Genomic DNA, 13,965 nt, shown 5'->3' on the forward strand with positions numbered 1-13,965 from the left:
AAAGCTGAAGTCCTATCAATGGACTTCAGCTTTTTTATTGATGCTGATATTCTTTTTCGTGCTGAGCTAATAGCTTCTGAACGGCTCCAGGTGATGCTTTTTCAACAGCTGAGGCTGCTACATCAAATGAACCATTATAATCATACGCATAAAATCTTCGCTCTGCCTCTTTTAATTGTTCTGAAAGAATATGATTTTGGCTTCTAAAACGATTGCCATATTGAATGATTCGTTCAATTTGATCCACTTTAGTGAGCATTTCTTCCGTCTCATTCACAACATGTCTCACTGTGTCGGAGGCTTCTTTTAATTGCCCATTCACAGCTGGCATGTTGAGCGGCAGGTTCTCCAGCTGCTCGTGCACTTGCTGAATCATCTCCTGCGCTTTTTCAGCCTGCTCTTTCATATCAGCAGGTACACCTGGAATATTGCTTTTTTGCAGCTGACGCACTGTATCTGTCAGCATCATTTTGAGCTCAGCCAGTGTTTCTCTCGCTTGCAGCTCTTCTTTTCTTAATGATTGAAGATGATCCTTAAATGTATCGTGCAATGCTTTTGCATCATCGATAAAGGTCTCAAGCTGATTGATTTCATTCATTAATAATGAATATGCGACATGGTCACGATCAAGCTTCTCGCGAATTTGTTTCATGAGCTTTTCAATTTCTTCTAAGCGTTTTTCGAACGCCTTCTGTTGATCAAGCTCTCCGGCTGTCAGCTTGTAGCTTTCTTTTACAAGAGCTGTTTCTGCCTTTGTTTGGGTGTGATCCTGCTCGAGCTTTTCAAATGCTTCCGTCAGCTCAGGCATTTTGCTTTTGATTTCCTGACCTGCTTCTACTTCCGCTTCCAGCTGATCATACAGCGTCTGAATGGCATCATCAATCATTTGGAGAATGCTTGATGCCTCATCCAGATTGAGTTCATCAATAAGCAGTTTTTCCGCACGGGTCAGCTGTTTGTTTAAATTCTCAAGCTCTTTAGTGATCTGGATGTGCTCGAGCTTGTAGCCTTTGTCTGTCATTTCTTTATATCCGTCTTTCAGTTTCGTCAACTGGCCTGGTACGGTTTGTTTGCAGTCTGCAATGAGCTTCGGTACATCATTGATATACAGCTGAAGCTGATCGAGTCTGCGGTCTTGCTCAAGCAAAATCTTTCTTGCTTTCATATAGTTGCCGTTTTCTGTCTCTTCCTCGTACTGCTTGATCCCTTCCCAGGCTTCATCTAAGTCCTGCTCCATTTTGTCATAAAGGGTGCCGTACAAATGGCTGTACGCAAGCAGATTTTTTCGAACTGTTTGATATTGTTCTTTGACCTTTTCAATGTCCTTGCGATTTTGCTCCTCGCTTGTGACAAGGTCTGCAATCTCTTTCAAAATGTCTTCAATGTTCGAATCAGCAGCACTCAGCAAGTCCTCAATGTGCGTAAGAACCTGCTTGGCTTTGGAGAATCGATATTTATCAGAATACTCTTCTGCATCATATAATAGCTCCTCTACCTTTGGAAGATGGGCTGTGACGATATCGTCCCACTCTGCACGCCATCTTTCAAAAAATTGCTCTGTTTCTCCGGTCATTTTTAAATGTTTGATCTTTGAAATTTCTTCTACAATTGATCTGTTTAAAATTTCAATTTTCCATGCTTCCAATCGGTCAATCTCTTTATATATATTTTTTCGCAGGAAATAACCGACTGAAAACAAAGCAAGCAAAATGACAATTAAACCGATGATTAACTCCATAATGAGCCCCCTTGTTGTGATCTAAGTGATGTCAGGGTAAAAGTGTCCCGAGTAGACCTGAGAACCCTTTCGTGTCCGCTTTGCATTTGTTTTTTATAAGCAGGATCGTATGTTTTCCAATACCATCCATTCACGGTTTTATGTATGTTTTTTTCAAGAAAGTATTTGTGCGCTTTCTATCATTTGATCACACGTATCAATGTGACCTGCTTTTATGTATGCGGAAGCTGTCGTTTTCATTGTTATTATGATACCATGTAACCAGCATTTTTGGTCATGATTTTTCATTATTTTCGCTGATAAACATCACGTTTTTCAAAATATCGACAAGAGGTGACGACATGCTGAAACAAGATGCACATCTACATACACCGTTTTGCCCGCATGGTTCGCTTGATTCTTTTCATTCTTATATTGAAAAAGCCATCAAAAAGGGATTTGATTCCATAACCTTTACCGAGCATGCCCCGCTGCCTCCATCGTTTCAAGATCCAACACCTGAGCAGGATAGTGCCATGAAGCGCCAAGACCTTGAAGCGTATATAACGAAACTGGCTCAGCTGAAACAAGAATACAAAGGACAATTAATAGTAAAAACTGGGCTTGAGGTTGACTTTATCAAAGAGTATGAAGAGGAAACAAGAACCTTTTTAGACTGCTACGGTCCAGAACTAGACGACGCCATTTTATCTGTTCACTTTCTTCCTGCTGGCGATGATTATATTTGCCTTGATTTTGACGAGCATGCCTTCCAGCAGCTAATAAGCATCTATGGCAGCATCGAACAGGTCTATCAAAGCTACTATGACCAAATTCATTCTTCTATTCTATCATCTTTAGGCCAATATAAGCCAAAGAGAATCGGTCATATCACCCTTGTCCAGAAATTCAAACAGCTTTTTCCATATGAAATGTCACCTGAACTTTGTCAAAAGGTCACCCTTTGCCTTGAAGAAACGGCAAAAAAAGGCATGTCCTTAGATTTTAATACATCAGGTCTTCGTAAAACATATGCCAGAAGTATCTATTTAGATCAATGGATGATTGAGCTTGCAAAAAAGAAAAAAATTCCGCTCATATTCGGCTCTGATGCCCATCAAGCGGAAGATCTCGGATATGCGTATGATCAATTCGAGGACATCATGAGGTTCAGATGAGAATCTAGTGCCGGCTCTTTTGGTTCTAACAAATAATGAAGCGAGCGGCTCAGCTCCTTAAAGTACATTTGATAGAAATACGGCTCACTTGGGTTCAAATAAAGCACCTCTGTTAAATATTGCGGCTGTAAATATGGCATCATGAGAAGTGATTTTAGCTGAATCATAAAGGATGCGAGTGAAAGCTGCTCACAAATAACATGGGTGCTTTTTCCTTTTTCAATGATAAGCTGAAACAAATACTTTTCTTTTGTTAAATATGTCGACATGATTTCTCTGATGAGTGTCGAATCAATCGTCACCTCCCGATAAACGAAACGGGTTAATTGACGGTGCTTGTGCTGATAAGATAAAATATCAAAAACCACATGTAGTAAGCATTCTTTTGCATGACGGGTTTCCATGTGATGGAGATGTGATTCAATCATGTGAATGTAGCCTTCATAAAAATCGGATACGAGCTGCTCAAGCAGCCCTCCTTTTCCTTGAAAGTAATAAGAAATGTGGGCAACGTTGACGTTTGCTTCCTTCGCAATCTCACGGACAGAGGTTCCAGAAAATCCTTTTTGGTTAAAAAGTCTGATGGCAGCATCCATAATACGATCTTTTGTCTGCACGGTTGTTGATGTTTTCATCCGCTCACCCCTCTTCATGTGTACATACTTCAAGATGAAGGCGGAAGTTCCTTTTACAATTGCTCGACAAATCCCACATGCGAAACGCAAGTTATGTATTTTTAAGATAGAAAGTAGGAGATTTTCATGTTTCATGTCGAAAAACAGTCTGGCGATCCTTCAAAAGACTATCAATTGCTCGTCAAACAGGTAGAAGCCATTACAGATGGTGAACCTGATCTGATTGCCAACTTGGCAAATGCAGCTGCGCTACTCTATCACTCACTTCCTGAAGTCAATTGGGCAGGGTTTTATTTAGCAAAGGACGGCGAGCTTGTGCTTGGACCGTTTAACGGACTGCCTGCATGTGTGCGCATCCCTTCTGGAAAAGGCGTTTGCGGTACAGCTTTTGCGACAGGTGAAGTGCAGCGTATCGCTGATGTCCATGCATTCCCTGGGCATATTGCCTGTGATGCCGCATCGCAATCTGAAATAGTCATTCCGCTCAAGGTCAATGGACAGATCATTGGGGTACTCGACATTGACAGCCCTGTGAAAGACCGCTTCAGTGAAGTAGATGAGTCCTACCTTATTCAATTTACAGAAATTCTCCAACAGGCGTTATCCGTCTCTACGGATGCGTAATCATTTTGAAAAAGCAGGCACATTGTCTGCTTTTTTATGTTTCTTTATATAATGGAGAACGTCACCTCTGCCTCTAAATAGGTTGACTTCTCCTATCCAGCATCATATAATAGAGTTTGTGTGAAATATGGCAGCCTTTTTGTTCGGCTTTTTTGTATCATTTTGTTCCTTCTATATTATGAAGGTGCATCTTGTAACTCCCTGCTGCTGGAGCGAGGATGCATGAAAACATAATGACGAAAAAGAGGAAGAACAGACGGTTTTTATTTTTCACAAATAAAAACAATAAGGAGGAGTCACATTATGGCTCGCTATACAGGTCCAAGTTGGAAGATTTCCCGCCGTTTAGGCATTTCATTAAGCGGAACAGGTAAGGAACTTGAAAAACGCCCTTACGCTCCAGGCCCACATGGTCCAGGACAACGCAAAAAACTATCTGAATACGGTTTACAATTACAAGAGAAGCAAAAGCTTCGTCACATGTACGGTGTCAACGAACGTCAATTCCGTACACTATATGACAAAGCTGCTAAACTTCCTGGTAAACAAGGTGAAAACTTCATGATCCTTCTTGAAACTCGCCTTGACAACCTAGTATACCGTCTTGGCCTTGCTCGTACTCGCCGTCAAGCTCGTCAGCTAGTAAACCATGGTCACATCCTTGTTGATGGAAGCCGTGTAGACATCCCATCTTTCTCTGTGAAACCAGGTCAAACGATTGCTCTTCGTGAGAAATCTCAAAACCTTGCAGTAGTGAAAGAATCAGTTGAAGTAAACAACTTCGTTCCTGAATACCTTTCTTTCGATGCTGAAAAGCTTGAAGGAACTTTCACTCGTCTTCCAGAGCGTTCTGAATTAGCGCCTGAAATCAGCGAACAACTAATCGTTGAGTTCTACTCTCGTTAATTTCTTTACTTCTCTAAGAGAGAGCAAAAAAACCCTAGATCCCTTGATTGTTCAAGGATTTCTAGGGTTTTTTGTATGTTCTCAATTATACATGAAATCATTTGAAGTCATCTTCCATTTTCAATACTTATTTTCCCCGGCTGCCTGCTCCATTCTTACTTCAATCAAACCTGTCTCTATTTTTATATACAAATATAGGAAACATTTCATTGAAGTGCCTTTTATCTATTGGTACAATCATGATAGATGACATATCAGTCGTTTGGTCTTCTATAGTACGCAGATGGAGGAGTTCCATGTATAGTATTACAATCATTCTATTCTTACTTTTAATCTTGGCAATGATTGCCTATTCTCTTCTAAGAAAAAAACAGATTATCGATGAGCCGCCCAATAGATTTGCTGCAAGTCTGTTTATCTTTCTGCTCTTTTTTTCTATCTGCTTTGTGATCGCGGTTCCAAGTCTATTGCTATACATCACTGTTCTAGGCGTGAATTTTCTTTTTGGAGAAACCATCACGTATGATTCGTTTTTTTCTTTGATCTCTTTCTCTTTGTTAGTAAGTGTTATCGTCGTTTTTTGGTCACCTGTCCTTCTATTCATAGGAAAAGGACTGGCTTATCTCCTTAAGCTTCCTGTATGGCTCACTTATACTTTGGAATGGGTGAGTTCTTGGATCGTTTTACATCTCTCTATCAAGTATGTCCTTTACTTAAATTTAATGAATGTATCGATAGGGGATTCCGGCGTATTGATTTTATCATTCTTTGTCAGTTTTTTAATTATTGAGATTGATCTCGTTTACTCACGTAAGAAACAACGAAAACAATCGCTGGACACATATCATTAGCATGAAAAAAGCTCCTAGATCTCTTTCTAGGAGCTTTCAAACTTTTATTCTTGACTTGTCCATTTTGCGATGAGCTGCTCTGTTGTCATGACAGTCGCAAATTCATCATGCAGGGTTGCAAGTGAGAGCCGGTGGATCGTTTCTGGGTCAAAATATGTACCATTTTGATCTGTTAGTCCAAAGGCGGCTGTTGCATCTGAGATCAGATACGTATCAAAGCCAAGATTTCCGCTCATTCTTGTGGTTGTTGATACGCAGTGAGGGGTTGTTAATCCTGCGATCACGACCGTGTCAACCTGGTTTGATCTTAGATGTTCCTCTAAGTTAGTACCAATAAAGCTGCTGTTGACTTTCTTTTGTATCACCATTTCTTCCTCTAGCGGTTTAGCCAAATCTTTGAAAAGGTGCCCTTCATTTGCTGGATGAAATACAGAGTCCGGATTGTTGGATGTATGCTGAATATGAATCACTTTCCAGCCTTTCTCTCGCCAAAACGTTAATAGCCGGCTAATATTCTCCTCTGCCTCTAGGTTATTGCGTTCTCCCCATTTTTCATGCTCGAACGCTTTTTGTACATCTACAATGATGAAAGCCTTTTGATTCGTTTTCACAAACGCCCACCTCCGAATATTCACATTCACTACATGTAGTGTAAGGAATGGCGATCGTTTTGTACATGTTTTTATTCAGCTATGTACGATGGTCTGTTTGTGTATCATCGTTTTGCCACCCTTTTCAATATCTCTAGCTGCCATATGCCAGCTGACATCAAAAAAGACAGCATATGCCGCTGTCTTTTTTCGTTTTTTAATTCGTATTCTGTCCTCCGCCGTTCAGTCCTTCTTTAATATACCCTTTCACTTGGCTTGAGGTTAATAGACCGATATGACCAACGCCATGGATCAGGATGTTTCTTGCGCCAATTAAACGAGAGAGGCTGTTGACGACAATAAGATCTGCCGAGCTATAGACGGATGTGTAAAGAATTTTTTGATTTGGATCTGTGCCTGGTAATGCTCTGCTTGAAACGAGTCCGTTTGCTCCACCAATTGTGACAACGTTCTCAATTTTATCGCCGCCATCTAGATTCTTAATATAGTATAGCGTGTTCGCCCCGCCCATACTATGAGCCACAATATCTACTTTTTTGGCACCCGTTTTGTCTAACACATCTTTGACGAATCTCGATAGACGCGGACCATTGTTGCGGTTATTTCCTGTTTTGTCTATGAAATCAATAGCATATAATTGGTTTCGATCCCAGCCTTGTGTGGCCAAATAACTTTTAATAGAAAAAAAGTTATAAGAGGCACCGCCAATGCCGTGCACCATCACAACCGGATTATGCTCAGCCGCCTTCGCCTCTTTCGGCTGGATAAACGCCATTGAACCAATCACCAATGCAAGCGCAATGAGAATTTGCAAACTCCTTTTCTTAACAAAAATCACTTTCATTCCCCCTTATTCATCTTATACGACTCTATTTTATACAAGAAAAATATGTCAGAAAAGTGAACAAGGTAATGTTTATGAGATGATTTTACAAAAATATAAATAATCAAAAAGCACCTTGGACTTTTTTAAATTAAAACAAAAAGACTACGAGACCTTCTTTCTTTCATATATAATATCAATAGACTAAGGAGGTTCTACTAGATGCTATTTACTCAAACACCTGCACCACCCTACTACGCCGCGATTTTTACATCAAAACGAACAAATGTCGAGCAGAAAGAATACGCTGCTGCTGCTCAAAAAATGGAAGAATTAGCGAAAGATCTAGATGGGTTTCTTGGAATGGAAAGTGTACGAGATGAACATGGTGTTGGAATCACTGTCTCTTACTGGGATTCATTAGAAGCCATCAAAGAATGGAAAGCACATACAGCACATCAGCGTGTTCAAAAAAAGGGGAAAAAAGATTGGTATGAATCCTATACAACCCGAATTTGTAAGGTAGAACATGCTTATACAAACAAAGATTCACTCCTTGAACAAGAAGCAGACGAATGAGCTACTTCTACATAAAAAAGAAAAGCACCTCAATGTTGGGGTGCTTTTCCATGATGCTTACTGTTTCATACTTTATTTATACGTCACGAGGAAGTATTTCTTTTTCCCTCTTCTTAAAACGGTAAATTGGTTTTCAATTCGGTCGTCAGCGGAAAGAACATAATCTTTATCTGTTTGTCTCTCTCCGTTGATGGATACAGCACCATTTGTGATATCTTCACGTGCTTGACGCTTTGATGGAGACAGCTTTGATTCCACAAGGATATCGACTAGTGTTAATTCTTCTGTGCTGCTTTTCTCCATTGATGGAACATCCTTAAAGCCTACTTTCACTTCTTCAGCTGTAAGAGATTTGATCTCACCTTTGAATAGCGCATTTGAGATGTTAACAGCCTGTTCTAGTGATTCACGGCCATGTACAAGTGTTGTCACTTCCTCTGCTAGACGGCGCTGCGCTTCACGCTTTTCAGGTGCTGTTTTCACTTTTTCTTCGTACGATGCGATCTCTTCTTTTGATAAGAACGTAAAGTATTTTAAATATTTCACGACATCACGGTCATCTGTGTTGATCCAGAATTGGTAGAACTCGTATGGAGACGTTTTTTCTTTATCTAACCAGATGGCGCCGCCTTCTGTTTTACCAAACTTTGTGCCGTCTGCTTTTGTGACAAGCGGCATCGTCAGACCAAATGCTTTTGCCCCTTCTGCTTCAGACTTACGGATCAGCTCAAGTCCAGATGTGATATTTCCCCACTGGTCACTTCCGCCGATTTGCAGCTTACAATTTTCATTTCTGTAAAGGTTTAAGAAGTCTAAAGACTGCAGGATGACGTAGCTGAATTCTGTGTAAGAAATCCCTGTTTCGATACGTGAGCTCACGATATCTTTTGCCAGCATGAAGTTTACACCGAAGTTCTTTCCAATATCACGAAGGAACGTGATGACATTCATTTGGCTGATCCAGTCGTAGTTATTCACGATGACGGCTGGATTCTCGCCTGCTTCAAAATCAAGAAATTGAGACAGCTGTCCTTTGATTTTTTCTGACCACTGTTCGACGATTTCTGCTGGATTTAGTGAACGTTCCGCTTTTTTGAAGCTAGGGTCGCCGATTAGTCCAGTTGCGCCGCCAACAAGAGCAATCGGATGATGACCTGCTTCTTGGAATCTGCGTAATGTTAAAATTGGCAATAGATGACCAATGTGTAAGCTGTCAGCTGTCGGATCAAAGCCGGAGTATAGTTTGATTTTTTCTTCTGCTAATAATTTTGTTAAACCTTCTTCATCTGTTTGCTGCTGGATTAATCCTCTGAACGATAGCTCTTCCATCAATTGACTCATTTCCAAATCTCCTTTTTTTACAATTCAACAAAAAAACGCCCCTTCGAATGAACGAAGGGACGATATATATCGCGGTACCACCCTGCTTAAAAGACAAAAATCTCGTCTTTTCACTTACACTGATAACGGACAGATCCGTTCTTTCACTAATCAGGGCATGCTCCTTTTCGTAAAAGCGGCTCGTGAGGGTAATTCGAATATCTCTTTGTACTGACTCGCACCAGCCGTCAGCTCTCTTCAACAGGGAAAGATCATTCTACTGAATCTCAGTCAAAACCTTTTCATATTCAACTAATGTCATTTTTAACACACTTTTGATATCAAGTCAACTGATGAAAAAATTTAATCTTCCATTGTCGAAAGGTCGCCAGCAGGTAAATTCAGCTCCCACGCCTTTAGCACACGTCTCATAATTTTTCCGCTTCTCGTTTTCGGCAGTTTGTCTTTAAACTCAATTTCTCGCGGTGCCGCATGTGCTGCGAGTCCTTTTTTCACAAATGTACGAATCTCTTCTTTCAGCTCATCTGTCGGCTCATATCCGCTTCTAAGCGCTATAAATGCTTTAATAATTTCACCGCGGACCGGATCTGGCTTTCCAATGACACCAGCCTCCGCAATAGCTGGATGTTCGACCAGTTTACTTTCCACCTCAAATGGACCGACCCGCTCTCCTGACGTCATGATGACATCATCGACACGTCCCTGGAACCAAAAGTATCCGTCTTCGTCCATATAAGCTGAATCTCCTGAAACATACCAATCTCCCGGCATAAAGTAAGATTCATATTTTTCAGGATTGTTCCAGATCGTATGCATCATAGAAGGCCAGCCTTTTTTAATCGCAAGGTTGCCCATCCGGTATGGCGGAAGTTCATTTCCTGCATTATCAACAATCGCTGCTTCTACGCCTGGAATCGGTTTTCCCATCGAACCTGGCTTGATGTCCATGCATGGATAATTACAAATCAGCTGTGCTCCGGTTTCTGTCATCCACCAAGTGTCGTGAATCCGTTTGCCAAAAACAGCATCTCCCCAGCGGATGACTTCTGGATTAAGCGGCTCTCCCACACTTAAGACATGGCGGAGCGAGCTGAGGTCATATTTTTGAATGAGATCATCCCCTGCCCCCATGAGCATTCTAAAGGCGGTCGGGGCACTGTACCAAACGGTTACACCGAGTGATTCAATGGTTTCATACCACGTATCAGGATTAAACCGGCCGCCTAAAATCACATTCGTCGCCCCATTTAACCACGGTGAAAAAATACCGTACACTGTGCCTGTAACCCAGCCTGGATCAGCTGTACACCAGTAAACGTCATCTTCTTTCAAGTCAAGCACCCATTTACCAGTCTGACCTTGCTGGACCATTGCACCATGGACATGAAGCACACCTTTTGGCGTACCAGTAGATCCTGATGTGTAATGAAGCAGGAAGCCGTCTTTTTCATCCATCCATTCAATCTCAAGCTCCTTTGCTGCCTCCTCAAACGCCTTTTCATAGTGAATTGTCCGCACGCCATCGACGTCTTCGTTTTCACCGCCGACAATGATGACAGATTCAAGCTTCGGAAGCTCTGCAAATGGAATTCGCTCAAGCAAATCTGGTGTTGTCACGATCACCTTTGCCTCACTATTTTCTAAACGGTCTTTGACGGCACCTTCCATAAATGCCTCAAATAATGGGCCAACGATCGCTCCAATTTTAACTGCACCAAGCAAAAGAAAATAGAGCTCAGGTGATCTTGGCATAAAGATAAACACGCGATCCCCTTTTTCTACATGTGCTTTTTCTCTGAATAGATTCCCCGCTTTGTTTGTGTTGATTTTCATATCCCTGAACGTATACTTTTCATCCCGCTGTGAATCTTTGTAGTGAAGCGCCACCTTGTTCTGACGAAACGAGTCCGCATGTCTGTCAATCGCTTCATAGGCTGCATTTATTTTTCCTGTTTCATACCAGGAGAAGTTTTTTCTAGCTTCCTCCCATGAAAAATCTTTGTATGCCTGCTCATAATCATTTAAATGATAATCCCCTTTTACTGATGGTAGCGTTTCCAATTTCATCAAACAGTCCCCCTTTGCATACGTTTACAATGACCATTATAGTATAGATGACTTTTTTTCTCAATTTTTAAAAAACTTCTGATGAAACCGTTTTAATTATTGCAAGTTTTAAGATAGAATAGAGACGACTCACTAGAATTAGGGGCGGTGGATACGTGGAGCATCCTAAAACTTATTATTCAAAAACCATTGAGCGCGAAACAGGTTCCATCCTGGTTGAAGGACCGGTACCTGCATCAGAGCTTGCGAACTATACGTTTCATGAAGGACTAACGGCATTTCGCACGCCTGAGGAACAGAAACAAGCACTTGTTGAAATAGCAGATCTTCCAGAAGGACGTATTATCATTGCAAGAGCGAATGAGCTTGTCGTAGGCTATGTCACGTATTTGTATCCTGATCCACTTGAGCGTTGGTCAGAGGGCAAAATGGACAATTTAATTGAGCTTGGCGCGATTGAGGTCGCTCCTCCATTTAGAGGATGCTCACTTGGCAAGCATTTGCTTGATGTGAGCATGATGGATGAGCAAATGGAGAATTACATCATCATTACAACTGAATATTACTGGCATTGGGATTTAAAGGGGACAAAGAAAAACGTTTGGGAGTACCGCAAAATGATGGAGAAAATGATGAACGCAGGCGGTCTTGTCTGGTTTGCAACAGACGAGCCAGAAATCAGCTCACATCCAGCCAATTGTTTAATGGCCAGAATTGGGAAACATGTGAGTCCTGATTCGATCGAGCGTTTCGATCGTCTTCGCTTCCATCAGCGTTTTATGTATTAACGTTCAATTCGTTTTTTTGGCAAAGGGGATTGGTAAACAATGATGATTGAACAAATTATGGAGCGTGATGTGATCACGCTGCGAAAAACCGATACGATTGAAGAAGCCATTCAAAAAATGAGTGCACACCACATCCGGCATATCCCGATCGTATCTGATCAAGGGTCTGTCATTGGGATGGTGACAGATCGGGATATTAAAAATGCCAGTCCAAGTATTTTTGAAACAGAGAAAAGGAAGCTCTTTATTCAGCGGCCAGTAGAAGAGATCATGGTATTAGAGACGATCACTGCTCACCCGCTTGATTTCGTTGAGGAGATATCAAGTGTCTTTTTTGAGCACGGAATTGGCTGTCTTCCAGTGGTGAGACGCGGCAAGCTTGTAGGCATTATCACAAAAACAGATCTGCTTCGTACGTTTGTAAGACTGACAGGTGCAGATCAGCCTGGGTCGCACTTAGAGGTTGAAGTGGAGCAGATGACAGAAAGCCTCGCAGATATTACAGCCATTTTAAAGGAGCAGCATATTCAAATGCTGAGTGTGCTCGTGTACCCGCATGCCAATGAGGCATCTAAAGTGCTCGTATTCCGCCTTCAAACCATTCATGCAGATCATGTGACGAAGCTGATTCGCGCAAAAGGCTATAAAGTGCTCTGGCCTATGGAGCAGACGATCAAATGAAGGAAGCGACCTTTGTTTTTTCACCATCTTTTCAAACGTACCAATTTAACCAAGATCATCCCTTCAATCAGCTTCGTGTCTACTTAACTTATGATCTTCTTCAAAAAATGAAGGCGTTAACAGAGGATGAAATCGTTGCACCGCGTATGGCTACTCTGGAGGAATTAAAGCTCGTCCATACAGCAGATTATATCCAGGCTGTGCAGCGGGCAAGTGAAGGAAAGCTGTCTACGGCAGAGGGTGAACGATACGGTCTTGGCACTGAAGATACACCGATGTTCGCAGGCATGCATGAGGCGGCATCTCTCCTTGTTGGCGGAACATTAACAGCGGTTGACCAAGTGATGCTCGGTCATTCGCAGCATGCCCTCAATCTCGGCGGCGGGCTTCACCACGGATTTAAAGGGCGTGCATCTGGCTTTTGTATTTATAATGACAGCTCTGTGGCGATTCAATATATTCAAAAGACATATGGCGCTAGAATTTTATATATTGATACGGATGCTCATCACGGCGATGGTGTCCAGTTCAGCTTCTATGACGACCCAGAGGTATGTACGGTGTCCATTCATGAAACGGGACGCTACTTATTCCCTGGAACCGGACAAGTACAGGAAAGAGGCCACGATAAAGGCTATGGCTACGCTTATAATATTCCACTAGATGCATTTACGGAAGATGAATCGTTTCTCGAAGCATACCGAACAGCAGTGACTGAGATTGCTGCTTTTTTTAAACCAGATGTGATTTTGACGCAAAACGGGGCAGATGCACACTACTATGACCCGTTAACTCATTTATCTGCCACCATGAAAATATATGAAGAAATTCCTAGACTTGCTCATGAGCTTGCACATCAATATTGTGACGGCAAGTGGATCGCTGTTGGCGGAGGGGGATATGATATTTGGCGCGTCGTTCCTAGAGCGTGGAGCCGCATTTGGCTTGAGATGAAAGGCATTACACCGCCAGATGAGCTCCCTCAGGACTGGATTCAGGCATGGAATAAGCAATCGCCTGTTACCCTTCCACCTACATGGAAAGATCCTGACGATTTATATCCACCGATCCCAAGAAAAGCAGAAATCACAGAAAAAAATGCACAAACAGTAGAAAAAGCACTTATGCCTGTTAGAAGAGAAAAGAAAAAGGCATAAGAAAAGC

14 protein-coding genes and 1 other annotated feature are annotated in these 13,965 nt (G+C 41.8%); of the genes, 8 read left to right on the top strand and 6 right to left on the bottom strand.

From position 1 onward, the window contains the following. Window positions 1-34 precede the first annotated feature (34 nt). Window positions 35-1,738: a septation ring formation regulator EzrA gene (gene ezrA / locus NSS65_RS14030; RefSeq protein ID WP_326134862.1), complete on the bottom strand. Its 1,704-nt coding sequence runs from the start codon at window positions 1,736-1,738 to the stop codon at window positions 35-37. A 341-nt stretch (window positions 1,739-2,079) separates the two neighbouring features. Between ezrA and hisJ the strand changes: the two genes are divergently transcribed. Beyond that, the gene (hisJ, locus tag NSS65_RS14035; RefSeq protein WP_024426168.1) at window positions 2,080-2,895 is read left to right on the top strand and encodes a histidinol-phosphatase HisJ; all 816 of its coding nucleotides are present in this window, start codon (window positions 2,080-2,082) and stop codon (window positions 2,893-2,895) included. Here hisJ and refZ read toward each other — a convergent pair. Beyond that, a complete protein-coding gene (gene refZ, locus NSS65_RS14040) occupies window positions 2,865-3,530 on the bottom strand; it encodes a forespore capture DNA-binding protein RefZ (RefSeq protein WP_024426169.1) in 666 nt (221 codons plus the stop codon). The two genes, hisJ and refZ, sit on opposite strands and share 31 nt — an antisense overlap. Window positions 3,531-3,656: 126 nt before the next feature. Between refZ and NSS65_RS14045 the strand changes: the two genes are divergently transcribed. The 3 genes from NSS65_RS14045 (at window position 3,657) to NSS65_RS14055 (ending at window position 5,911) form a co-directional block, all read left to right on the top strand. Next, window positions 3,657-4,154, top strand: a complete 498-nt coding sequence (locus NSS65_RS14045) for a GAF domain-containing protein (RefSeq protein WP_065214522.1) — start codon at window positions 3,657-3,659, stop codon at window positions 4,152-4,154. A gap of 303 nt (window positions 4,155-4,457) precedes the next feature. Then, window positions 4,458-5,060 (top strand): 30S ribosomal protein S4, encoded by a 603-nt coding sequence (gene rpsD, locus NSS65_RS14050; protein ID WP_024424838.1) that lies wholly within the window; start codon window positions 4,458-4,460, stop codon window positions 5,058-5,060. A 296-nt stretch (window positions 5,061-5,356) separates the two neighbouring features. Continuing rightward, the gene (locus NSS65_RS14055; protein ID WP_034279547.1) at window positions 5,357-5,911 is read left to right on the top strand and encodes a hypothetical protein; all 555 of its coding nucleotides are present in this window, start codon (window positions 5,357-5,359) and stop codon (window positions 5,909-5,911) included. Window positions 5,912-5,955: 44 nt separating this feature from the next. On the opposite strand, the gene NSS65_RS14060 is transcribed toward NSS65_RS14055, so the two are convergent. Further along, complete coding sequence (locus NSS65_RS14060) at window positions 5,956-6,522, bottom strand: cysteine hydrolase family protein (RefSeq protein ID WP_034279545.1); 567 nt, start codon at window positions 6,520-6,522, stop codon at window positions 5,956-5,958. A 196-nt stretch (window positions 6,523-6,718) separates the two neighbouring features. After that, window positions 6,719-7,360 carry a triacylglycerol lipase gene (locus tag NSS65_RS14065; RefSeq protein ID WP_152031913.1) on the bottom strand — a complete coding sequence of 214 codons (642 nt, stop codon included), beginning with the start codon at window positions 7,358-7,360 and terminating at the stop codon, window positions 6,719-6,721. Window positions 7,361-7,567: 207 nt separating this feature from the next. Here NSS65_RS14065 and NSS65_RS14070 point away from each other — a divergent pair, with 207 nt between their 5' ends. Continuing rightward, window positions 7,568-7,924, top strand: a complete 357-nt coding sequence (locus tag NSS65_RS14070) for an antibiotic biosynthesis monooxygenase (RefSeq protein WP_041114974.1) — start codon at window positions 7,568-7,570, stop codon at window positions 7,922-7,924. 72 nt (window positions 7,925-7,996) lie between these two features. Here the strand turns inward: NSS65_RS14070 and tyrS are convergent, their stop codons facing one another. After that, entirely contained in the window at window positions 7,997-9,265 is a 1,269-nt protein-coding gene (gene tyrS / locus NSS65_RS14075) for a tyrosine--tRNA ligase (RefSeq protein WP_034279538.1), read from the bottom strand. 52 nt (window positions 9,266-9,317) lie between these two features. Then, window positions 9,318-9,548, bottom strand: a binding site (T-box leader). A gap of 59 nt (window positions 9,549-9,607) precedes the next feature. After that, entirely contained in the window at window positions 9,608-11,332 is a 1,725-nt protein-coding gene (gene acsA, locus NSS65_RS14080) for an acetate--CoA ligase (protein ID WP_025092287.1), read from the bottom strand. 155 nt (window positions 11,333-11,487) lie between these two features. Between acsA and NSS65_RS14085 the strand changes: the two genes are divergently transcribed. The 3 genes from NSS65_RS14085 to NSS65_RS14095 are packed head-to-tail and all read left to right on the top strand — an operon-like array spanning window position 11,488 to window position 13,958. After that, window positions 11,488-12,120, top strand: coding sequence for a GNAT family N-acetyltransferase (locus NSS65_RS14085; RefSeq protein WP_034279534.1), 633 nt, complete (start codon window positions 11,488-11,490; stop codon window positions 12,118-12,120). A gap of 39 nt (window positions 12,121-12,159) precedes the next feature. Beyond that, entirely contained in the window at window positions 12,160-12,801 is a 642-nt protein-coding gene (locus NSS65_RS14090) for a CBS and ACT domain-containing protein (RefSeq protein ID WP_034279532.1), read from the top strand. Further along, a complete protein-coding gene (locus NSS65_RS14095; RefSeq protein ID WP_024424850.1) occupies window positions 12,798-13,958 on the top strand; it encodes an acetoin utilization protein AcuC in 1,161 nt (386 codons plus the stop codon). Before NSS65_RS14090 ends, NSS65_RS14095 begins: the two co-directional genes overlap by 4 nt. The last annotated feature ends 7 nt before the right edge of the window (window positions 13,959-13,965 follow it).

It is taken from the genome of Bacillus sp. FSL K6-1006, from assembly GCF_038593175.1.
Classification (GTDB): Bacteria; Bacillota; Bacilli; order Bacillales; family Bacillaceae; genus Bacillus; species Bacillus safensis.